Source organism: Caballeronia sp. NK8 (genome assembly GCF_018408855.1).
GTDB lineage: Bacteria > Pseudomonadota > Gammaproteobacteria > Burkholderiales > Burkholderiaceae > Caballeronia.
Genome location: NZ_AP024325.1, coordinates 372,044 through 392,802, shown reverse-complemented (window position 1 = coordinate 392,802; position 20,759 = coordinate 372,044). Strand labels below are relative to the sequence as shown.

Below are 20,759 nucleotides of genomic sequence, written 5' to 3'. Positions count from 1 at the left end.
ACGATGCCGCGCTCAGAAGCGTTCGGGCACGTAGCGCAGCGGCCGGTCGCTCTCGCGATAACCCTCCGCTTTCTGGCGTTTGGGCAGCTTCACCTTTTCGCGCGGCACGGCCTTGTACGGGATGTTCGCAAGCAGATGACTGATCAGGTTCAGGCGGGCGCGGCGCTTGTCGTCGGAACGCACGACATACCAGGGCGCGAGATCGGTGTCGGACGCTTCGAACATGTCGTCGCGGGCGCGCGAATAGTCGTACCAGCGGCTGTACGAGCGCAGGTCCATCGGCGAGAGCTTCCAGATCTTGCGCTCGTCGTGGATGCGCTCTTCGAGCCGCCGCGTCTGCTCTTCCTGCCCGACCTCGAGCCAGTACTTGAACAGGAGGATGCCCGAATCGATGATCGCGCGTTCCACGAGCGGCACGCCCTTCAGGAAGGTGGTCGCCTGTTCGTCGGTACAGAAGCCCATCACGCGTTCGACGCCCGCGCGGTTGTACCAGCTCCGGTCGAAGAGCGTGATCTCGCCCGCCGCGGGCAGATGCGGCAGATAGCGCTGGACGTACATCTGGGTTTTCTCGCGCTCGGTGGGCGCGGGTAGCGCGACCACGCGGAAAACCCGCGGGCTCACGCGCTCGGTGAGCGCCTTGATCGTGCCGCCCTTGCCCGCGCCGTCGCGCCCTTCGAACACGATGCAGATCTTCGCGCCCGTATGGACGGCCCATTCCTGCAGCTTCACGAGCTCGACATGCAAGCGCGCGAGCTCCTTGTCGTACTGTTTCCGGCTCAGGCGCTCATTCACGCCCGCGCCCTCGCGCACGCCCCGCGACTCGCTGACAGCCTTCTCTTCTTTCACCCCGGTCTCCTCATGTGGATCGACGCAAACCGCGCGGCCACGCCCGGGCCGCCGTCGCGACGAAGCGAGCGGCAAATGGCGGCAGGCCGGTCACGATGCGCTCAGGTTTCGTTGCGCTCGGGCATGACCTGCACCACGAGCGTGCGATTCTTCCAGAACATGTTGTGGATGCGCGGCTGAAACGTGCGCAGTACGTGCGGCTCGACCGTATCGAAACTCACGACCGCGGCCGGATGCTCTCCGGTGCCGGGCACGCGCTGAATCGAATCGTACGGAGGAAAGCCGTAATTGCAGAGAAACTGCCGGATTTCGTCATCGGTCGTGGATTCTTCTACATTGCCTAGCCAAAGATCACCCATTGCGAGATTCTCCGTTGAGTTCTGTGGTGCTTCTACAGCCTAGTACACGAACGAGCGATCAGGTCGATCCATCGCGCTTTCCCGACCTGCGTTGCGCAAGCGGATTCAACGCGACGACGAAAATCACGATGCCGATGCCGAGCGCCCACATGCCGTAGCGAAACTCGCGCGTCATGTCGTACAGGAGACCGTGAATCGTGAAGTAGAGGCCGCCGAGCCAGATGAATACACCGATCGAGGCAACCACCATGCGCGGCTCATTCAGTCTCATCGACGTCTCCCCGATGCGTTGCGCGAGATAGCTCCAGTTTAGGCAAATCTGGGTCGCCGTGTGAACGTACGTGCATCTCCCGCACTTGGCGTACGGCGATCGGTAGACTACATTCTCTGCGTGTGACCGTGGATCGGGCAATGTACGACCAATCGCCGTTCAACGTTCGGGTGCGCTCCGCTCATGCGAAAGCCGATCCTCTCTTCGAGCCGGTCGTTCATCGTTTCGATGCTCATCCTGCTCGCCGTCGCGCCAGTGGCCGCGCACGCGCAAGCCGCGCCGGACCGCGCCGTGGTCGGGACCAACGTCAAGAACTACGCGAACGCCGTGCTCGCGATCATGTCGTACACGGCGGTGCCCGACGTCACGACGAGTTCGCTCTCCATCAACAGCGGCGCGACCGGTAACCCGGGCTTCGGCCAGACGCAGCTCGGCGGCGGCTTCACCATGAGCAGGTCGTTTCCGCTCTATCTCGAGGGCACCGTCGCGTACAGCCGCTACGATCCGACCTTCATCGCGACCGAAGGCAATCAGCAACGCCCGGTGCCGGCGAAATGGAACACCGCGAGCACGACGATCGGTATCGGCTGGGACATCCCGATCACCAACGAGTTGCGCCTGCGGCCGATCCTCAACGGCATGATCGGCCGTGTCGCGAGCGATCTGCGCGTCGCGCAGAGCGTGGTCAACCGTGTCGCCAACACCAACCTCCAGTTCCTCGAAGACGGCGCGCTCAACGCGTACGGCCTAGGCGGCTCGCTGATGCTGGATCTGGAGCACTATCGCGAGCACTACGAGGTCGATGTCGAACTGCGCGCAACCGATATCTATTTACGCAGCTTCGGCAGTTCGTCGGAAGCCGTGCAGGGTTCGGCGACGGCGCAGCAGTTCAGCCTGTGGGCGCGCTGGCGTGCGCCGACGGGCTTTGCCGCACTCGACCGGCCGGTGCGCTACGTGCTCGAAACCGCGTACTCGCATTACTTCGGCGACAGCGCCGGCGTACTCGGCTTCAACGACCTGACCTCGCTCGGCGTGGGCCTCGAACTCGATAGCAGCAAGTATCCCGTCGTCATCACGCGCACGCGCGCGATGGTGCGTTACGTCTTCGGCCACAACGTGCACGGCGTGTCGTTTGGCTTCGCCGTCAGCTTCTAGCGAGCGACGTCAGAACCTGTTTCGCTGGCTGGGATCGAATTTCGGGTCCGGCTGCTTCTGCGTCTGTGTGAGCACGCCTTGCGGGTCGAAATAGAAGTTGAAGATCATGTGGTCGATGTTGTTCTCCATATACCGGTACGACCACACCTCACGATCCATCCGTTTGAAATACGCCGTTTCGAAGGGTCTGCCGAACGCGACCATCACGTCGTTGCGCGTCCATTTGTTGACCACCGCGCGATAGAACTCTTTTTCCTGAAGCACTTGCCGCACACTGACGGTATTGCCCGACGCGTCGAGATCGACGGCGGTGGTCGTCGAACCCATCGGCTGCGTGGGCCACATCAGACGCTTGCCGCCGTTGGGCAAATCGTAGGTTTCCTTCGGCGGGCCCAGCTTCGCGATGATCGCCTGCTGATCCATGCCGGGCTGCACGCGCTGCTCGGGCTGTGCGCAGCTCGCGAGCGTGAGCACGACGACGCACGCACATGCAAAGCGTTTTTTCATTGGTCTCTCCCGCGTCGCCGTGACCGGCGTTCTCGCTTATTTCGTGGCTTCTACGGATATCGCCAAAGCTTCCGTGTAGACCGCTTTCACCTGATCGCCCTTCTTCAAGTGCTTCAGGCGTTCGGGGTCCTCCACGAGCAGATCTACCGTCTGGCCGCGCGGCCCGCGCAACGTGACGGTCTTGGCATGACGGTCGACGCCGACCACATCCGCGATGATCGTCACTTCGCGGCCTAGCTCTCCGCCCGGCTTCGCGCCGCGCGGCGCGCGCTCGGACGTGTCCTTCTCCGAACGCGATGCCTCCGTCTTTTTGTCGAGCAGGCTCAGCGTCAACGATTGACGATACTGCGCGGTCACGACATCGCCGAGGGCGAGCTGGTCGAAGTTGCGCGCCTCGTTCGTGACTTCGAGTTCGATCACCTTGCCCGCCGCCGTTTTCAGCGTGACGGTGCGCGTCGCCGGATCGATGCCGACGATCGTCGCCGTCACCTTGGCGGTGCCATGGACCGTGGCGCCGTTCGCGTCGCGCACGACGCTCACGTCGGTTTCGGGCCCGGCGGACAATGCGCTCGTGGATATCGCAAGGCATGACAAGACAATGAGGCTCACACGCTTCATGATCGCGCTCCTGGTTTCAGCCGCACCGCAATGAGGTTACTGAATCGAGTAACCGCGTCCCTGCATGCACGCCGCCCATGCGCGGTAGTACGTGTTCATCGTGCCCTGACTCTGGGCTTGCGCATTGGCCTGCTGCGCGCGTTTTTCCTGCCGCGCGCGCGCGCCGCCTGCCATCGTGCCCGCTACCGCGCCGACGGCCGCGCCCTTGCCGGCATCGCCGGCGATCGCGCCGATCGCAGCGCCACCGGCCGCACCGCGCGCCGCGCCACCCACGCGCTGGCCGCCGCCCACCGCCGCGCCGCCTTGCGGTGGCGGCGCCGCCGATGCGGTGGCCGGGTCGATGCCCGTGTTGCTCTTCGCCCAGCTATAGCACGCGCCATCGTCGTTTTGCTGTTGTTGGGCGCTTTGACCTTTGGCTGGGTAAGCGATCGGCTTGCTCTGCGCGATGGCATCGAGCGCCATCACGGCGATCACGATGCCGCAGCCCGCACGCAATCTATATGCATTCATGGCGACTCCTTGCCTGAGTTCAAGAGTTCAAGCGATTCAATGGTCCAGCGATACCGCGCATGCCCTTTGATCAGCGTTCCTGCACGCGGGTCCAGGATGCATCGGGATCGAACTCCGTCAGCGGCGCGGCAGATCCGCCGCGATTCTTCTGATACACGACTCCATTGTTGTTGACAATGAAAGTCATCACGCCGCTCTCGCCGTACTGTGCTGGATAAGCGGCCATCGCGAAGCCTGCGAGCATGCGCCCGTTGATGATATAGCTGAACGGGCCACCTGGCGCATGCTTTCCCTGCTTGGTTAGGATACGAAAATAATATCCGTGATAAGCGTCACCCGGGTTTCGATTCTTGAAATAATTCGTGCTCGCGGCGATCAAGGGTCCGAAGGGGCTCGGCTCTTCGCCCTTCGATTCATCGGCGGGCCAATAGAGTCCGTCGCGCAAGCCCTGCGAACTGCCCAGCTTGCGCGCGTACTGCAGCACGCCGTCTCCCATGCGATCTTTGGTCGCGTACTCGCGCTGCGCATCGAGATACGCGCGCAGCACCTTGATCGCCTCGCGCTCGTTCGCCCCGATGCGCCGGTCCAGCACTTCCTGCTCGCCCTCTTCGGTCGCGAAGCGCCACGCGCCGTGTTCGCGCACGAGCGGAATCGGCATCGGCCACGCTTCGTCGCCGATGCGCAGAATGCGGCGGTCGGGCGACGTTTGCTCCAGCGCGTGATACGCATTGAATTCGGCGAGCGCATTGGCGCGCAGCTCGCGATTCTCCGCTTCATCGGGCGTCACGACGAGGCGCTTGTGCGCGTCGCCGAAGATCGCGATGAGCGCCGCGTCATCGTTCGACTTGAGCGCCTGTTCCAGCGCGCTCACGGCTTCGTCGGGCGTCGCAAACGTCTGCTGCTGTTCGGCGGCGAGAACGCGTATTGGCGCGAGCAGCATCGTGAGGGTTGCCAACGCAATCAACAAGCGCGTCGATATGTTCATGACCCGGCTCCTATCGACGTCCACTGCGACCGCCGCCGAATCCGCCGCGGCCGCCTCCGGAGAAGCCGCCGCCGCCCTGGAAGCTGCGGCCGCCTTGCGCGCCCGACATCGATTGCCGGCTCGCCGCGCCGCGCGCTCCGTCCGCTCGTGCGTTCTGCGCGGAGCCATAGCCGCTGAACGCATCGCCACCGCGTCCCTGAAAGTTGCCGGCGTTCTGCGCGGCCATCGGCGCGCGTCCCGCTGCGCCCTGTGTACCGCCGCCTGCGCGCGAAGGCGCATCGCCGACGCGTTGCCCGGAGGCACGGGCAGTCGTGCCCGACACCTGTCCGGGCTTCTTCTCCGAGCGCCAGGTGCTCGACGGTTGCGATCCTGTTGCGCCGCGATTCGCCGCGCGATTGCTCAACTCGTTCTTCACCTCGGTGCGATTGACGTTACCCTCGCGATTGATGTTGATCGTGTTGTTGCCGCCGTTGTAGTTGGTTTCGTAGTGCCCGCCGTGCCACACGGCAGTAATCGCCGCGCCCCATATCAGACCGGTCGCGAACGCCGCGCCGGGCGCGTACGGATAGTAATAGACGGGATAAGGCGCGGGCGCATAGGCGTAGACCGGCGTCGGACTGCTCACGATGACCGTGGCCGGGTTGTACTGCGGCACATAGATGACTTCGGGATTCGACGGCACGATCCTGATCACTTCCTTCTCGACGACGATCGTCTGCTTGTCATCGGTCGTGAGATTGCCGACTGACTGGGTCTGCCGTCGAAAGCGCTGCACGGCCTGCAAGACGGCGCTTTGGTCCGCGACCACCGCCTCGCCGAGCGCAACGGTCCAGTCGAGATCGTTGCTCATCTTCTTCACGACTTCCGGGTAATTGAGAAGCGCTTTCACCGGGTCCTGCCATGCTTCGTTCACAGGCAGATCCTTGTCGATCTTTCTGCGCTCGAGAAAGCGGTCGGCCTGCACGACCTCGATCGGATAGGTCGACGAGGGCAGAATGATCGCGATGAGATCGTCGGGATAGAGCGCGATCGGTCCGACGAGCCTGTCCAGGTCAGCCGGAGTCATCGCGACAGGCGCGGGCGCGTCCGTGCTCGCCACCGGCGCTTGCGCGCACACGCTGGCACCGCAGGCGAGCGCGGACGCGACGAGAAGCACGCTCATGAGTTTGCGCATCGTCTTGTACCCGCATCGAGCCGTGAAGCGTCGAATGCGTGAAGAAGCCTGAGATCGGAACAGCGTCTATATATTTTCGTAGTGCCGTTTGCAGCTCGATGCGCGCTGAAGTTGTCATTGCAAGATATGCGAACGCTTTCGCGATTACAAGAACGACGGCGTAGGTATTTATTCGCTCGTCCGTCCGTGATTTCAACGTTTAATTACCCGCCCAGGGCGATGATCGCCATCGTCAGGAGCACGCCCAGCGCCATCATCGAAAGGCCTGCTTTCCAGCCGCTCCAGCCCGCATAGCCGCCCAGCGCGAAGCCGCAGAAGAACAGCATCGCGAGCGTCAGCACCCGCGATATCAGCAGCGCGGTCGGCACGTGTCTGACGAGGACAAAAGGCGCGGCGACAGGAAACGTGGAAAGCACGATGATGATGAAGATGCCCAGTGCCGCGAGAAAGTCGCCGCGCATGAAACGCGCGCGTTCGGGCAGGCTCGTGCTCGCGGCGATGCGCTTGCGGATGGCTTCGAGATCGGCGTCGGAGACGAACGGGTCGAGCGCCGTGGATAAGCGCTCGCGCAAGGCGCGCACGCCCGCCGCCGCGTCGCGCTCACGCTGGATGGAAAGCGCGAGCGCGTGCCTGCGCGCGCGGTCCGCGATCGTGCGGACGAGATACATGACGGCATCGGCGAGACCCCACGCGAGATTGCAGCCGAAGGCCGTATAGAGCATCTTGCGGCCCGCGGCGTCGCCGCCCGTCGTCGCCGATACCGTACCGACGAACGTCAGCGCCATGAACAGCCCGAAGCACAGCTCGGACACGCGATCGACCGTGTCGAGCACCGGCTCTCGCGCGCGTTCCTGTGGCGAATCCCCGGCGGCCATCGGCGCGCGCCGCTACGCGACCTTCACTTCATTGACCAAGGGCTGATTCTTCTCGAACGCGGTGATGCTCTGCAATGTGGTCTCGCAGATGGTGGTCAACGCTTCGCGCGTCAGATATGCCTGATGCCCCGTCACGATGACGTTCGGAAACGAAACGAGCCGCTGAAAGATGTCGTCGGTGATGATTTCGCTCGACAGGTCGCGAAAGAACAGATCCGCCTCCTGTTCATAGACATCGATCGCGAGGCCGCCCAACTGGCCGGTCTTCAACGCTTCGATGACGGCTTCCGTGTCGATCAGCGCGCCGCGGCTGGTGTTGACGAGCAACGCGCCGGGCTTCGCCCGCTTGAGAGACTCCGAGTTGATGATGTGATGCGTCTGCGGCGTCAACGGACAGAACAGCGCGACGATGTCCGCGCGCTCGCCGATTTCGCCGGAGGTCGCATAGCGCAGCCCGAGCGCCTCGAACTCCTTCGACGGATAGGGATCGTAGCCGAACACATGACAGCCGAAGCCCTGCATGATCTTCGCGAACACGCAGCCGATCTTGCCGGTGCCGACCACCGCGACCGTCTTGCCGTACAGATCGAAGCCGATCAGGCCGTCGAGCGAGAAGTTCGAATCGCGCGTGCGGTTGTAGGCGCGATGCACCTTGCGATTGATCGCGAGCAGCAGCGCAACCGCATGCTCCGCCACCGAGTTCGGCGAATAGTTGACGACGCGCACCACCTTGATGCCGAGCTTCGCGGCGGCGGCGAGATCGACGTTGTTAAAGCCCGTGCAGCGCAGCGCGACCAGGCGCGTGCCGCCCTTGTGCAGCGCTTCGAGCACCTCGGCATCCGCCTTGTCATTGACAAAGACGCACACCGCGCCATAACCCGCCGCAAGCTCGACTGTATCCATATCGAGCGACATGTCGTGGTACCGGAGCTTGTGGTTCTCGGTCTTGTTCGCCTCGTCGATGTACTGGCGCTCGTAGGGTGTCGAGCTGTAGATCGCCACTTCCATGATGTGCTCCTTCTGACGTTCGATCCGGCATGGTGGGGCAAAGCCTATCCTGCGGCAAGCGATATGGCGATCTGCACGAAAAGCACTTTGACGATGGTCATCGAAGGGAAAATCATCGCGTACATGATGTCGGGCTGATCCGTCGGTGCGATGCGATTGGCGAACGCGAGGATCGCCGGATTGCCGGTCGCGCCGCAAATCACGCCGACCGACGTATCGAACGGCAGGCGGAAAATCCACAGGCAGCAGACGGCGGTCACGGCGACGAGAACCAGCAGCGTGATCACGCCGTAGATCAGCAACAATGGCCCGGCCGAGCCCACGGTCGCGACGAACTTCGGCCCGCATGAAATGCCCACTTGCGCGAGAAAGATCGTCAGGCCGAGATTGCGCAACACGAGATTCGCCGACAGCGGCATCACCCAGACGAACGGCCCGTTGCGCCGCGCCTTGCCGAGACACAGCGCCACCAGCAGCAACGCCGCGAGTCCGAGGCTGAACGCGCCGAGGCCGGGCACGGGAAGCGGAATCGCGCCGACCAGCAAGCCCACCGCCGCGCCGATGCCGAGGCAGATGAAGCTGAGATCCGCCGTGCCCTTGATCGAATCGCCGAAGAAGGTACGCATGGTCGCCTGATGCGCGCGATTGACGAGCAGGCCGACGCGGTCGCCCGCCTCGAGGATGAGATCGGGTGCCGAGACCATGTCGGCGTCGCCACGACGCACGTGCGCGATCGCGCAGCTCACGCCATCGGGAAAGCGAATGTCGCCGAGCGCCATGCCGACGACCGCCGGATTCGACGCGAACACACGCATATAGTCGAGATCCTCGCGATGACTCGCCATGCGCCCCGGCTGCGATTCGCCGCACAGCGCGGTGGCTTCGTCGAGCAGACGCCGGTCGGTGGCGGTGGCGAGCAGCACGTCGTCCGCGCGCAAGGTGAAGTCGGGCGTGGGCAACTGATTGTGATGCGCGCGCCGCACCGCCGCGATCACCACGCCCGACGGAAGGCGGCTCGCGAGCTCCGACAGCTTGAGGCCGAACAGGCTCGCGTTCCTGAGGGCGATCTCCGCCGTTTCGATCAGCTTCGCCGGCGGCTTCTGTATCTTGACCTTGAGCAGGACGTTCAGGAGGTAGATGAACAGAATCGGCCCGGCGACGCCGAACGGATACGAGATGCTGTACGCGACGGCGGCGTCGTTGCTGTTCATCGACGCGATCGCGACCTGCAGGCTCGCCGTGCTGGTGCCGCTGCCGGCGAACATGCCGAGCGAATCGGCGAGCTTGATGCCGAAGTGCATGAAGCCGCACGACACGAGACCCGCGACCACCACGCCAATGCACGCGGCAGCGTTCGCCTTCATCCCCTCGCGGCTGGTGAGCCCGCGAAAGAACTGCGCCCCGTACTGAATGCCGATGCCGTATAGGAACAGCAGCAGCCCCAAAGTGCCCAGCAACGGAGGCGGCGCGGACTTCGGCGCGAATGCACCAATCGCAAGCCCGACGAACAGCACCGCGCCGGAGCCAAGCGCCACGCCCTTTATATTGATCTCGCCGATCAGATAGCCCAGCGCGATCGTCAGAAAGAGCGCAAACAGCGATTGATTCTCGAGGAACGTTCTCACTGCCTCCATGCCGCCTCCTGTAGATGGGCCAACGCAGCAGTACACGGACATTAAAGGCGCTTTACGGCGCACAGTCCAGCACCACCGTGCACATCAATGCTTTTCGAGCACGACGACACTGCGCCCTTCGACGCGGCACTGTGCACGTTCGGTTTGTGCCGTTTCGGCATGCGGCACAATGTCTTGCGGCGATTCGGCGGCCGTATCGACGATTCTGCGCCAGCATCGATCGTCGGACGCGGGAAGCGCGACGTCGCGCGCATCGTCGTGCATATTGAACACGATGTGCAGCATCGGCTCGTCGGGCGTCTGCCCCGCCAGCGTGAACGCGACGAAACGCGCGCCGGGGTCGTGCCATGCGGGCGCGTCGAGGCGTTCGCCGTGCCATGCTACATCCGGATGGGTCTGCCCGTTCGCGGGCCGCCCGGTCAGAAAGCGCCGGCGGCGCAGGCTCGCGTGACGCTTGCGCAGCGCGATCATCTCGCGCACGAAGCGCAGCATCTCGAGCGCGTCGCCGGTGAGTTGCCAGTCCATCCACGAGAGCTCGTTGTCCTGACAGAACGCGTTGTTGTTGCCGTGCTGGCTGCGCAGGATCTCGTCGCCGGCGAGCAGCATCGGCACGCCCTGGCTCAGCAGCAGTATCGCCATGAGATTGCGCGCCTGCCGAAGACGCATGCCGATGATCGCCGGATCGTCCGTCTCGCCTTCCGCGCCGCAATTCCACGACATATTGTCGTTGCTGCCATCGCGGTTGTCCTCGCCGTTCGCCTCGTTGTGCTTGGCGTTGTAGCTGACGAGATCGCTCAACGTGAAGCCGTCGTGACAGGTGACGAAATTGATGCTGTTCGCGGGCAGCCTGCCGTCTTCCTGATACAGATCCGCGCTGCCCGCGATACACGTGCAGACGTCGCCGACCAAGCCCGGATCTCCGCGCACGAAGCGCCGGATCACATCGCGATAGCGTCCGTTCCATTCGGCCCATGCCATGCCCGGAAACGCGCCGACGTGATAGAGGCCGCTCGCGTCCCACGCTTCGGCGATCAGCGGCACGCGCGCGAGCACCGGCGACGCTTCCATCGCCCACGGCAAGTACGGCGTGCGCAGCACCTCGCCGTTTTCGCCGCGCGCGAAGACGCTCGCGAGATCGAAGCGAAAGCCATCGACGTCGAGTTCGCGCACCCAGTATTCGAGGCAGCGCATGATGAACGCCGATACCAGCGGATGATTGCAGTTGACGGTATTGCCGCAACCCGTGTAGTCGCGATAATGCCGCGCATCGTTCACATCGACCTGATAGAAGGCTTCGTTGGCGAACACCTTGAAGTGGATCACGGGCCCGGTCCTGCCCGCTTCCGATGTGTGATTGAACACGACATCGAGGAGCACGCGGATGCCCGCCGCATGCAAGGCATCGACGAAGGCGCGGAATTCCTGCGGTGCACGCGCCGGCTCGACGCAATAGCGCGGATGCGGGCTATAGAAGCTATGCGTGCTGTAGCCCCAGTAGTTGCGCAGCCCGCGCGCGGCGGCGAAGTCGGGAATGTCCTGCTCGTCGAAGGCCATCACCGGGAGCAGTTCGACATGCGTGATGCCGAGCGCCTGCAGATAAGGAATCTTCTCGATGAGCCCCGCGAACGTGCCGGGATGGCGCACGCCGCTCGACGGATGCCGCGTGAAGCCGCCCACGTGCAGTTCGTAGATGATGGCGTCGTCGAGCGTGCGGACTTCGACATCGTCGTCGGGGCGGTCGAGGGGCTCGGTGACGATGGCTCGCAACGACGCGTGACCTGCGGCACCCTCGCCAGCCGCCTGCCTGCGATCATAGAAGCGGTCGCTCACGCCGCGCGCGTTGGGATCGAGCAGTTCCTTGGCTGCCGCGGCCTCGTCGCTCATCTGCGGCACGCCGAGCGGGCCATATGCACGCCATGTAAAGCAGCAACGCAGCGGAAGACCCTCGACCAGCACATGCCAGAAGAAGAACGTGCGGTTCACTTCGCTCGTGAGCTCGACGATCTGAAACGGCTCGGCGCTTTCCTCGGATGCATAGAGCAGCAGTTCGAGACGCGTCGCATGCCGGCAGAACACGCAGAAATTGACGCCGCCCGGCACGACCTTCGCGCCGAGCGGAAAGCGCGAACCGGGCCGCGTGCGATAGCCGTCGCGACCCTTCGCCTCAGGGCTGAGCAAGATCGATCCTCACGGGATGCGTCTTCCAGATGCGCTCGCAATACTCGGCGATCGCGCGGTCCGACGAGAACTTGCCCGAGCGCGCCGTGTTCATGATCGACATGCGCGTCCATTGCCGCGCGTCGCGCCATGCCTGGCTAACGCGGTCCTGGCACGCGACGTAATCCGCGAAATCGGCGAGCACGAGAAACGGATCGTGTTGCAGCAGGTTATCGAGCAGCGGGCGGAACATCGCCGTGTCGCCGCGCGAGAAGCGTCCTTGCGCGATCTGATCGAGCGCATCGCGCAAGTCGTCATGTCCTTGCGCGTATTCCGCCGGCCGATAGCCTGCGTGCTTCAGCTCGTCTACTTGCTGCGCGGTGAGGCCGAACAGAAAGAAGTTTTCCGCGCCCGCTTCCTCGCGTATCTCCACGTTCGCGCCATCCAGCGTGCCGATGGTCAGCGCGCCGTTGATCATGAACTTCATGTTGCCGGTGCCGGACGCTTCCTTGCCCGCTGTCGATATCTGCTCGGAGAGGTCCGCGGCAGGATAGACCCAGTGCCCGTTCTTCACATTGAAGTCCGGATAGAAGACGACTTTCATCCGGCCACGGACCGCCGGATCGTTGTTCACGACTTCCGCGATCCCGTTGATCAGGCGGATGATGAGTTTCGCCATCGCATAGCCCGGCGCGGCCTTTCCGCCGAAAATGAAGCAGCGCGACGCCGTGTCGAGTTCGGGATTGCGGCACAGCCGTCGATAAAGACTGATGATGTAAAGCGCATTCAGATGCTGCCGCTTGTATTCGTGGATGCGTTTCACCTGGATGTCGAACAGCGCGTCCGGATCGACGTCGATGCCTGTCGTGTTCCTGATGCGCGCAGCGAGCGCCGTCTTGTTGTCGCGCCGGATTGCGCGCCATGCGTCGTGAAATGCGGAGTCGTCGGCGTGGGCGGCCAGCGCATCGAGGCGGGCGAGATCGCTGCGCCATCCGTCGCCGATGGTCTTGTCGAGCAGGCGCGCGAGCCCCGGATTGCTCAGCATCAGGAAGCGGCGCGGCGTGACGCCGTTCGTCACGTTGAGGAAATGTTCCGGGAACATCTCCGCGAAATCGTGCAGCACGGTTTGCTTCAGCAAGTCTGAATGCAGCGCGGCTACACCGTTGACCGCATGACTGCCGACCGTCGCGAGATTCGCCATCCGCACTTTTCTGTCGCCGGTTTCGTCGATGAGCGACATGCGTTTGATGCGCGCATCGTCGCCGGGGAATCGGCGGCGCACCTCATCGAGAAAGCGGCGATTGATTTCGTAAATGATCTCCAGCGGGCGCGGCAACAGGCTCTGAAAGAGCGGCAAGCCCCATGTTTCGAGCGCTTCGGGCAACAGCGTGTGATTCGTATAGGCGAGCGTGCGGCGCGTGATGTCCCACGCCGCATTCCACGAAAGCAGACGTTCGTCGATGAGCAGGCGCATCAGCTCCGCCACCGCGACGGACGGATGGGTATCGTTGAGCTGCGCGGCGAAGAGGTCGGCGAATTGGTCGATCGGCGTGCCCTTCGCATCCATCAGGCGTAGCATGTCCTGAAGCGAGCAGGACACGAAGAAATACTGCTGCGCGAGACGCAGACGCTTGCCGGCTTCGGGCTCGTCGTTCGGATAGAGCACTTTCGACAGCGTCTCGGAGACGACCTTTTCCTCGACGGCCTCGTAGTACTCTCCCGCATTGAAATCCTGAAAGTCGAACGACTCGACCGCTTCGCTCTTCCACAGCCGCAGGATGTTGCAGGTATCGACGCGATAACCTTGCATCGGCATATCGCACGCGACGCCTTTCACCTGGCGCGCGGGAATCCAGCGCACGCGCAGAAGGCCTTCGGCATCCGTGTCGCTTTGCGTGTGGCCGCCGAAGGACACATAGCAACTCACATCGGGCCGCACGATCTCCCACGGATTGCCCTTCTGAAGCCACTTGTCCGTGATTTCCGCCTGCCAGCCGTCGCGGATTTCCTGATCGAAGATGCCGAACTCGTAGCGGATGCCGTAGCCGATGGCGGGTATCTGCAGCGTCGCGAGCGAATCCAGATAGCACGCGGCGAGCCGGCCCAGACCGCCGTTGCCGAGGCCCGGCTCTTCTTCCAGCGCGAGCAGGCCGTCGAGATTCTGGCCGAGCGCATGCATTGCTTCGCGCGCTTCGGCTTCCATCTCGAGATTGAGCAGGTTATTGCCGAGTTGCGGACCGATCAGGAATTCCGCCGAAAGATAGCAGGCGACCTTCACGTCCTTCGACTTGTAGCTTTTGGTCGATGCGGCCCAGCGCGCGAGCATGCGATCCCTCACGCTGAAGGCGAGCGCCATGTACCAGTCCTGCTGGGTGGCGATGTCGGGATAACGCGCCTGACGGCAAATGAGATTCCTCACGACGTCATGCTGGAATGCATAGCCGGACACGTCGCTCGCGGCGGCTCTGGCGTTCGCGGCTGCATCGGCTGCAGGAACATCGCTCATGATCGTCCCCCGGTTCGCTTATCGCACTGAGGAAGAATATGTTAGGTGCCGGGGATTACAAGCCGCGCGCGCGGGCGCGTTACAGCGATGGGCCTCGCGCGCCCGACTATTGTTGTCTGCGCAACGATCCGGAACCGTTGCGCAGGATGGCCGCCGCCGCACTCGCCGCCACTTCGCAACCCAGCACGATATGCGCCTCGGCCGTGTTCTCGACGAAGTCGTGACTGATTCCGCCGATGCTCGGCACGAACAGCATGCAGGCGGGCACATGATGCGCGATCACCTGCGCATCGTGCGACGCGCCGCTCGGCATGCGCTCCCATTGCCCCGGCGCGAGCGCTTCGGCCGCGTCGGCGAGTTGCGCCTGCAACGCGGTGTCCATCACGACGGGTTCTTCGGGCGGTTCGCTGTCGATCATGGCGACGCTCACCTTGCCTTGCGCGTTGAAGTCGCGAATCAGCGCGGCGAGCGATGTTTCCATCGCGTGCAGACGTTCGGCGCTGGCGTCGCGAAACTGCAGATGCATGGTCGCCGCGCCCGGCACCACGCTGAACGAGCCGGGATCGAGCTCGATGCGTCCGACCGTCCACACGGTATCGGCGTCGGCGAGTGCACGGAACGCTTCGTCCATGCGCGCGATAAACGCGACGAGCGCCGCGCCCGCGTCGCGTCGAATCGCCATGGGCGTGGTGCCCGCGTGGTTGCGCTGGCCCGTGAAACGCAGTTTCATTTCCCGTATGCCGACGATGGTCGTCACCACGCCGATCGACTTGCCGTGCGCTTCCAGACGGCCGCCCTGCTCGATGTGCGGCTCCAGGTACGCCGTGTATCGCGTCCTGTCGAGGCGCACGCGCGGCGCGTCGATGAGCCCGGCCTGCCTGAGCGCATCGCCGAGCAGCACGCCTTCGCGATTGCGCGCGCCGCGAATGGCTTCATCGACGTTTTCGCCGACGAAACTGCGGCTGCCGAGAAAGCCCGAGAACGTGCCCTCTTCGTCGATCCACGAAGCGACGTCAACGGCGAAATGGCGCGTCTCCTCGCATTCGGCGAGCGCGCGCGCAATCTCCAGACCGTAGATGACGCCGAGCGCGCCGTCGAGCCAGCCGCCGGTCGGCTGGGTATCGGTGTGCGAGCCGATCAGGAGCGCCGGGCCGGCGTTGCGCGAACGGCCGAACACGGTGCCGACGCCATCGACGGTTGCGCTCAGTCCTGCGTCGCTCATGCGGCCCGCGAGCCAGCGGCGCGCGTCCATATCGACCGGCGACAGCGACAGGCGCACGACGCCCGGCCCCGTCGCGCCGAATGAGCGCAGATGTTTGAGGTCGTTCAGCAAGCGTTGAGGGTTGATCTTCGGCACAGCGTGTCCTTGTCGTGCGTAAAAAGTATGTGTTCAGGCCAGCGTCCGCGCTTCGCGCCGCACTTCCTGCGGCGGCACGCCGAAGCCGCGCATGAACGCCTCGCGCATGTGACGCCGGTCTCTGAAACCTGTTTCCTGCGCGATCGTTTCGAGCGAATGGCGGCTCTTTTCGATCATCAGGCGCGCCGCCTCCAGCCGCAAGCCTTCGACGGCCTTCGCCGGCGATTGCCCCGTTTCCAGCGTGAACACGCGGCTGAACTGACGCGGGCTCAGATGCGCCTCGCCCGCGAGTTCCTCGACCGTCAATGGCCGGCTCAGATGCTTGCGCGCATAGTTCAGCGCGTTCTGGATGCGATCCGTCTTCGGCGCGAGATCGAGCATCTCCGAATGCTGCGACTGCCCGCCCGCGCGACGCTGGTGCATCACGAGCTTGTGCGCGACGGAACGCGCCACGTCCGCGCCGAGGTCCTTCTCGACCATCGCGAGCGCGAGATCGAGTCCGGCCGTCATGCCCGCCGAGGTCCACACCGGACCATCGACGATAAAGATGCGGTCCTCTTCCACACGCACATCCGGAAAGCGCTGCTGCATCTCGCGCGCGTACGCCCAATGCGTGGTCGCGCGGCGGTTCGCGAGCAGGCCCGCTTCCGCCAGCACGAAGCCGCCCGTGCAGACGCCCGCGATGCGCCGCGCGCGCTTGCCGGCCCGGCGACGCAGGAACGCCAGCACATCGGCGGGCGCGGGCGTGGTGAGCGGCGAGTTGACGCCCGCGACGATCCACGTGTCCATCGAGGTGCGCGGGGTGATAGGCCGCGTGTCCACTTTCATGCCGAGCGACGAGCGCACTTCGCCGCCCGTCGTCGAATAGTTTTCGATGCCGTAGAACGCTTCACCCGCAACGACGTTCGCATACTCGAACACCGATTGCGACGCCAGCGCCATCACCTGGAAGCCTTCACTCAACAAAAAGCCGACGCGATGCATTTTTCTGTTCCGCTGTCATGTCCTGAATCAGTACCATATACGTCATTTGCGTCACGGTCAAACGGGCTCATCATTCACTCACGCAATCATCGAACGGAGTGAAATCATGACGCAGACTTATCTTGGCACCGCGCTCGTCACGGGCGCATCTTCCGGCATCGGCGCGGTCTATGCGGAGCGTCTCGCGCGACGCGGCTACGACCTCATTCTCGTCGCTCGCAATCGCGACCGGCTCGCAACGCTCGCCGAGCGCATCACGAACGAGACGCGCCGCAACGTCGAAATTCTCGATGCCGATCTGAACGATCGCCACGCGCTCGCCGCCGTCGAAGCGAAACTGAAGCAGGACGCGAGTATCACGCTGCTCGTCAACAACGCGGGCGTCGGCACGCATACGCCCTTGCTCGACAGCGACGTCGACGCGATGACGCGCATGATCGACCTGAACGTGACCGCGCTCACGCGTCTCACGTACGCGGCGGTGCCGGGCTTCGTTGCGCGCGGCAAGGGTGCGGTCATCAATATCGCGTCGATCGTCGGCATCGCGCCGGAGATTCTCAATGGCGTGTATGGCGGCACCAAGGCGTTCGTGCTCGCGTTCAGTCAATCGTTGCATCGCGAACTGTCGGGCAAGAGCGTGCAGATTCAGGCCGTGCTGCCCGGCGCCACCGCGACCGATTTCTGGGAAACGGGCGGCCTGCCGATGGAAAATCTGGACCAGGCGATCATCATGTCCGCGGGCGATCTGGTCGATGCGGCGCTGATCGGCTTCGATCGTGGTGAACTCGTGACGATTCCACCGCTGCACGACGGCGCGAAGTGGGACGCGTACGAAGCCGCGCGGCAAGCGATGGCGCCGGAGCTGTCGACCAACACGCCGGCTGCGCGCTACGCGGCTTGAGGCGTTATTTCGAGCGCGGCGCCAGCATGCACATGACGAGCGGAATCACCGCGATCGCGGCGCCTGCAAAGAACGTCGTCGATGCGCCGCTGCGATCCCAGAGCCACCCGGCGACCGCGCTCGACAGCAGCATGCACATGCCGCTCGCGAGATTGAACACGCCGAATGCGGTGCCGCGCAGCGACGGCGGCGCCGCTTCGGCGACCATCGCCGCGAGTATGCCCTGCGTGAAACCCATGTGAAGTCCCCATACCGCGACGCCTGCGAACAGCGTGATCATCGATGCGCCCGCGCCGAGCAGCACATCGGCCGCGATCAGCAAAACGAGGCCGCAGGCGAGCAGAGCGCGCGGATCCCAGCGGTCCGACAGCACGCCGGCGGGATACGCGCTCAGCGAATACGTAAGGCTCATCACTACCATCACGCCGGGAATCCAGGCCATGTCGAGTCCTGTCTGCTGGGCGCGCAGCACCAGAAACGCCTCGCTGAAACGCGCGAGCGTGAACGTCGCGCCGATGCCGACGACGTACCAGTAGCGCCCGGAAAACTCGCGCATCGACCGCCAGTGGAGCGGCACGCGGAATGCGCCCTGCGCGGGCGTACGTTCCGGTTCGCGAACGCCGAACAGAATGATGATGATGGCGATGAACGCCGGAACCGTCGCGAACCAGAGCACCGCCCGGATGTGATCGGACAGCGCGAGCATCAGCGCGATCGCGAGCAGTGGTCCGGCAAACGCGCCGATCGTGTCCATCGATTGCCGCAGGCCGAAGCAGGCGCCGCGAATGGCTGGCGGCGCGATATCGGCGACGAGCGCATCGCGCGGCGCGCCGCGAATGCCCTTGCCGAAGCGGTCAAGCAGACGCGCCGTCACGACCATCGTGGGGGTATCGGCGAGCGGGAACAGCGGCTTCGTCAATGCGGCGAGGCCGTAGCCGAACAGCAAGAGGCCCTTGCGGCGGCCGAGCCAGTCGCTGAGCGATCCGGAGAATATCTTCACGATCATCGCGGTCGCTTCGGCTGCGCCCTCGAGCGCGCCAAGCGCGGTGACGCTCATCCCCATGGTCGTGACGAGGTAGATCGGCAGCAGCGCATGCACCAGTTCGGAAGACAGGTCCATGAACAGGCTGACGAAGCCTAAGGCCCAGACGGTGCGGGGGATGGGTGTCATGGGTTCACGCCCGGGCGACGAGTTGGACCGACTCCATCGTGCCAAAAAAATGCCCCGCACGAGGCGAGGCAGTTTTTCCTGCAGCGAGCGCGGTTCGAATCACGTCACCGGCGCCGGATTGAACAGCACGAGCGCGTTATGCAGCTTCAACGCCTCCGCCTTCGTCTGCTTCTTCCCGCTCGCAACATCCAGCATCAGCCGGAACAGCTCCCAGCCCACATCGGCGATGGTCGCTTCACCCGTCGCGATGGTGCCCGCGTTCACATCCATCAGATCGTGCCAGCGGCGCGCGAGATCCGAGCGCGTCGCGACCTTGAGCACCGGCACTTCGGCGAGACTATAAGGCGTGCCGCGCCCGGTCGTGAACACATGCAGGTTGATGCCCGACGCGAGTTGCAGCGTGCCGCAGATGAAATCGCTCGCGGGCGTCGACGCGTAGATCAAACCCTTCTGCGTCACCTTCTCGCCCGGCGACAGCACACCGGAAATGGCCGAGCTGCCCGACTTGACGATCGACCCCATCGCCTTCTCGACGATGTTCGACAGCCCGCCCTTCTTGTTGCCTGGAGTGGTGTTCGCGCTGCGGTCCGCGCCGCCGCGCTTCAGGTAATCGTCGTACCACTGCATCTCGCGGATGATCGCCTGCGCCACGTCGCCGTTCGCCGCGCGCGCCGTGAGTTGCGCGACGCCGTCGCGCACTTCCGTGACTTCCGAGAACATCACCGTCCCGCCCGCGCGCACGATGAGATCCGTCGCGAAGCCGACCGCCGGATTCGCCGTCAGGCCGGAAAACGCGTCGCTGCCGCCGCATTGCACGCCGACCACGAGATCCGCCGCCGGACACGTCTCACGACGGCGATTGTTCAGCCGCTTCAGATGTGTGTCGGCCATCCGCATGATCGAATCGATCATCGAGCCGAAGCCGACGTGCGCCTCGTCCTGCAGGACGACCGTGCCGCCGTTGTCATCGTGGGTGTTGTCGCCGATATCGGCCACGTCTTCCGTCTGCGCCGTTGCCGCCGCGATCGGAATGGTGCCCGGCGGCATCAGGCGCTCGGGCTGCAGCTTCTCGCAGCCGAGGCTCACCATCATCACTTCGCCGCCGAAGTTCGGATTCAGCGCGATGTTGCGCACGGTGCGGATCGGCACCATCGCGTCGGGGGCGTCGATCGCCACGCCGCAGCCGTAGGTGTGACCGAGGCTCACGACATCGTCGACATTCGGATACTGCGGCAGCAGTTCCGCCTTGATGCGCGTGACCGCATGCTGCACCACGTCCGCGACGCACTGCACGGTGGTCGTGATCGCGAGGATGTTGCGCGTGCCGACCGAGCCGTCCGCGTTGCGATAGCCCTCGAACGTGAAGCCGTCCAGCGGCGATTCGTCCGGCGCCTTGATCGTCGCGATGGGCAGGTCGTGCAATTCCGGCGACGCCGGCATGCGCGTGACGTGCTCGTTCACCCAGCTTCCCTTCGGCAACGCTTTCGTCGCATAGCCGATCACCACGTTGTAGCGGATCACGGCCTCGCCTTCCGCGAGATCCTTCAGCGCGACCTTGTGGCCTTGCGGCACGCGCTCGCGCAGCACGAGGCCATCGGAGAAGGCGGCGCCTTCGCCCAAACCGCCGTCATTGACGACGATCGCGACGTTGTCGTCCGGGTGGACGCGAATATAGAGAGGGGACTGATTCATTCTGACGAATCCTTGAGCGGACACACCGCGCGGCTTGCGGCTGGAGTTA

At 64.2% G+C, this 20,759-nt stretch carries 19 protein-coding genes; 2 read left to right on the top strand and 17 right to left on the bottom strand.

Annotated features, from left to right (window positions below; translation table 11 throughout):
- Positions 1–12: 12 nt before the first annotated feature.
- The 3 genes from ppk2 to NK8_RS27205 form a co-directional block, all read right to left on the bottom strand.
- Positions 13–846: a polyphosphate kinase 2 gene (ppk2, locus tag NK8_RS27215; protein WP_213232835.1), complete on the bottom strand. Its 834-nt coding sequence runs from the start codon at positions 844–846 to the stop codon at positions 13–15.
- Between the two features lie 101 nt (positions 847–947).
- The gene (locus NK8_RS27210) at positions 948–1,205 is read right to left on the bottom strand and encodes an RNA-binding protein (protein WP_162070013.1); all 258 of its coding nucleotides are present in this window, start codon (positions 1,203–1,205) and stop codon (positions 948–950) included.
- A gap of 58 nt (positions 1,206–1,263) precedes the next feature.
- A complete protein-coding gene (locus NK8_RS27205) occupies positions 1,264–1,476 on the bottom strand; it encodes a DUF2964 family protein (protein ID WP_225936489.1) in 213 nt (70 codons plus the stop codon).
- Between the two features lie 228 nt (positions 1,477–1,704).
- Between NK8_RS27205 and NK8_RS27200 the strand changes: the two genes are divergently transcribed.
- Positions 1,705–2,631, top strand: coding sequence for a hypothetical protein (locus tag NK8_RS27200; RefSeq protein ID WP_225936515.1), 927 nt, complete (start codon positions 1,705–1,707; stop codon positions 2,629–2,631).
- Positions 2,632–2,640: 9 nt separating this feature from the next.
- Here the strand turns inward: NK8_RS27200 and NK8_RS27195 are convergent, their stop codons facing one another.
- The 12 genes from NK8_RS27195 to NK8_RS27140 form a co-directional block, all read right to left on the bottom strand.
- Positions 2,641–3,138, bottom strand: coding sequence for a hypothetical protein (locus tag NK8_RS27195; RefSeq protein WP_213232833.1), 498 nt, complete (start codon positions 3,136–3,138; stop codon positions 2,641–2,643).
- A gap of 36 nt (positions 3,139–3,174) precedes the next feature.
- On the bottom strand, positions 3,175–3,756 hold the full coding sequence (locus tag NK8_RS27190; protein WP_213232832.1) for a hypothetical protein: 582 nt from the start codon (positions 3,754–3,756) through the stop codon (positions 3,175–3,177).
- A 36-nt stretch (positions 3,757–3,792) separates the two neighbouring features.
- On the bottom strand, positions 3,793–4,266 hold the full coding sequence (locus NK8_RS27185; protein WP_213232831.1) for a glycine zipper domain-containing protein: 474 nt from the start codon (positions 4,264–4,266) through the stop codon (positions 3,793–3,795).
- 70 nt (positions 4,267–4,336) lie between these two features.
- A complete protein-coding gene (locus tag NK8_RS27180; RefSeq protein ID WP_225936488.1) occupies positions 4,337–5,251 on the bottom strand; it encodes a DUF2950 domain-containing protein in 915 nt (304 codons plus the stop codon).
- 10 nt (positions 5,252–5,261) lie between these two features.
- Complete coding sequence (locus tag NK8_RS27175; protein WP_225936487.1) at positions 5,262–6,413, bottom strand: DUF3300 domain-containing protein; 1,152 nt, start codon at positions 6,411–6,413, stop codon at positions 5,262–5,264.
- Positions 6,414–6,628: 215 nt separating this feature from the next.
- Positions 6,629–7,300 carry a hypothetical protein gene (locus NK8_RS27170; protein WP_162070018.1) on the bottom strand — a complete coding sequence of 224 codons (672 nt, stop codon included), beginning with the start codon at positions 7,298–7,300 and terminating at the stop codon, positions 6,629–6,631.
- Positions 7,301–7,312: 12 nt separating this feature from the next.
- Positions 7,313–8,308 (bottom strand): 2-hydroxyacid dehydrogenase, encoded by a 996-nt coding sequence (locus NK8_RS27165; RefSeq protein WP_162070019.1) that lies wholly within the window; start codon positions 8,306–8,308, stop codon positions 7,313–7,315.
- A 44-nt stretch (positions 8,309–8,352) separates the two neighbouring features.
- A complete protein-coding gene (locus NK8_RS27160; protein ID WP_162070020.1) occupies positions 8,353–9,942 on the bottom strand; it encodes an aspartate:alanine exchanger family transporter in 1,590 nt (529 codons plus the stop codon).
- Positions 9,943–10,026: 84 nt separating this feature from the next.
- Entirely contained in the window at positions 10,027–12,120 is a 2,094-nt protein-coding gene (gene glgX, locus NK8_RS27155; protein WP_213232828.1) for a glycogen debranching protein GlgX, read from the bottom strand.
- Positions 12,107–14,605, bottom strand: coding sequence for a glycogen/starch/alpha-glucan phosphorylase (locus NK8_RS27150; RefSeq protein WP_213232826.1), 2,499 nt, complete (start codon positions 14,603–14,605; stop codon positions 12,107–12,109). Before NK8_RS27150 ends, glgX begins: the two co-directional genes overlap by 14 nt.
- Positions 14,606–14,711: 106 nt before the next feature.
- Positions 14,712–15,962: a Zn-dependent hydrolase gene (locus tag NK8_RS27145; RefSeq protein WP_213232825.1), complete on the bottom strand. Its 1,251-nt coding sequence runs from the start codon at positions 15,960–15,962 to the stop codon at positions 14,712–14,714.
- 33 nt (positions 15,963–15,995) lie between these two features.
- Entirely contained in the window at positions 15,996–16,946 is a 951-nt protein-coding gene (locus NK8_RS27140) for a GlxA family transcriptional regulator (protein ID WP_162070024.1), read from the bottom strand.
- A gap of 106 nt (positions 16,947–17,052) precedes the next feature.
- Here NK8_RS27140 and NK8_RS27135 point away from each other — a divergent pair, with 106 nt between their 5' ends.
- On the top strand, positions 17,053–17,847 hold the full coding sequence (locus NK8_RS27135) for an SDR family oxidoreductase (protein ID WP_213232824.1): 795 nt from the start codon (positions 17,053–17,055) through the stop codon (positions 17,845–17,847).
- Between the two features lie 4 nt (positions 17,848–17,851).
- Here NK8_RS27135 and NK8_RS27130 read toward each other — a convergent pair whose 3' ends face one another.
- Both NK8_RS27130 and garD read right to left on the bottom strand, forming a co-directional pair.
- Positions 17,852–19,018 (bottom strand): MFS transporter, encoded by a 1,167-nt coding sequence (locus NK8_RS27130; protein WP_213232823.1) that lies wholly within the window; start codon positions 19,016–19,018, stop codon positions 17,852–17,854.
- Between the two features lie 99 nt (positions 19,019–19,117).
- Complete coding sequence (garD, locus tag NK8_RS27125) at positions 19,118–20,710, bottom strand: galactarate dehydratase (protein WP_213232822.1); 1,593 nt, start codon at positions 20,708–20,710, stop codon at positions 19,118–19,120.
- Between the last annotated feature and the right edge of the window lie 49 nt (positions 20,711–20,759).

What these genes read in the sequence shown, in the direction of transcription:
- NK8_RS27180 (WP_225936488.1), bottom strand. Translation starts at nt 5,251, where the DNA reads ATGAACATATCGACGCGCTTGTTGATTGCGTTGGCAACCCTCACGATG.
- NK8_RS27160 (WP_162070020.1), bottom strand. Translation starts at nt 9,942, where the DNA reads ATGGAGGCAGTGAGAACGTTCCTCGAGAATCAATCGCTGTTTGCGCTC.
- NK8_RS27175 (WP_225936487.1), bottom strand. Translation starts at nt 6,413, where the DNA reads ATGAGCGTGCTTCTCGTCGCGTCCGCGCTCGCCTGCGGTGCCAGCGTG.
- NK8_RS27150 (WP_213232826.1), bottom strand. Translation starts at nt 14,605, where the DNA reads ATGAGCGATGTTCCTGCAGCCGATGCAGCCGCGAACGCCAGAGCCGCC.
- NK8_RS27165 (WP_162070019.1), bottom strand. Translation starts at nt 8,308, where the DNA reads ATGGAAGTGGCGATCTACAGCTCGACACCCTACGAGCGCCAGTACATC.
- NK8_RS27170 (WP_162070018.1), bottom strand. Translation starts at nt 7,300, where the DNA reads ATGGCCGCCGGGGATTCGCCACAGGAACGCGCGCGAGAGCCGGTGCTC.
- NK8_RS27140 (WP_162070024.1), bottom strand. Translation starts at nt 16,946, where the DNA reads ATGCATCGCGTCGGCTTTTTGTTGAGTGAAGGCTTCCAGGTGATGGCG.
- NK8_RS27185 (WP_213232831.1), bottom strand. Translation starts at nt 4,266, where the DNA reads ATGAATGCATATAGATTGCGTGCGGGCTGCGGCATCGTGATCGCCGTG.
- NK8_RS27130 (WP_213232823.1), bottom strand. Translation starts at nt 19,018, where the DNA reads ATGACACCCATCCCCCGCACCGTCTGGGCCTTAGGCTTCGTCAGCCTG.
- NK8_RS27210 (WP_162070013.1), bottom strand. Translation starts at nt 1,205, where the DNA reads ATGGGTGATCTTTGGCTAGGCAATGTAGAAGAATCCACGACCGATGAC.
- NK8_RS27195 (WP_213232833.1), bottom strand. Translation starts at nt 3,138, where the DNA reads ATGAAAAAACGCTTTGCATGTGCGTGCGTCGTCGTGCTCACGCTCGCG.
- NK8_RS27205 (WP_225936489.1), bottom strand. Translation starts at nt 1,476, where the DNA reads ATGAGACTGAATGAGCCGCGCATGGTGGTTGCCTCGATCGGTGTATTC.
- NK8_RS27200 (WP_225936515.1), top strand. Translation starts at nt 1,705, where the DNA reads ATGCTCATCCTGCTCGCCGTCGCGCCAGTGGCCGCGCACGCGCAAGCC.
- garD (WP_213232822.1), bottom strand. Translation starts at nt 20,710, where the DNA reads ATGAATCAGTCCCCTCTCTATATTCGCGTCCACCCGGACGACAACGTC.
- NK8_RS27135 (WP_213232824.1), top strand. Translation starts at nt 17,053, where the DNA reads ATGACGCAGACTTATCTTGGCACCGCGCTCGTCACGGGCGCATCTTCC.
- NK8_RS27190 (WP_213232832.1), bottom strand. Translation starts at nt 3,756, where the DNA reads ATGAAGCGTGTGAGCCTCATTGTCTTGTCATGCCTTGCGATATCCACG.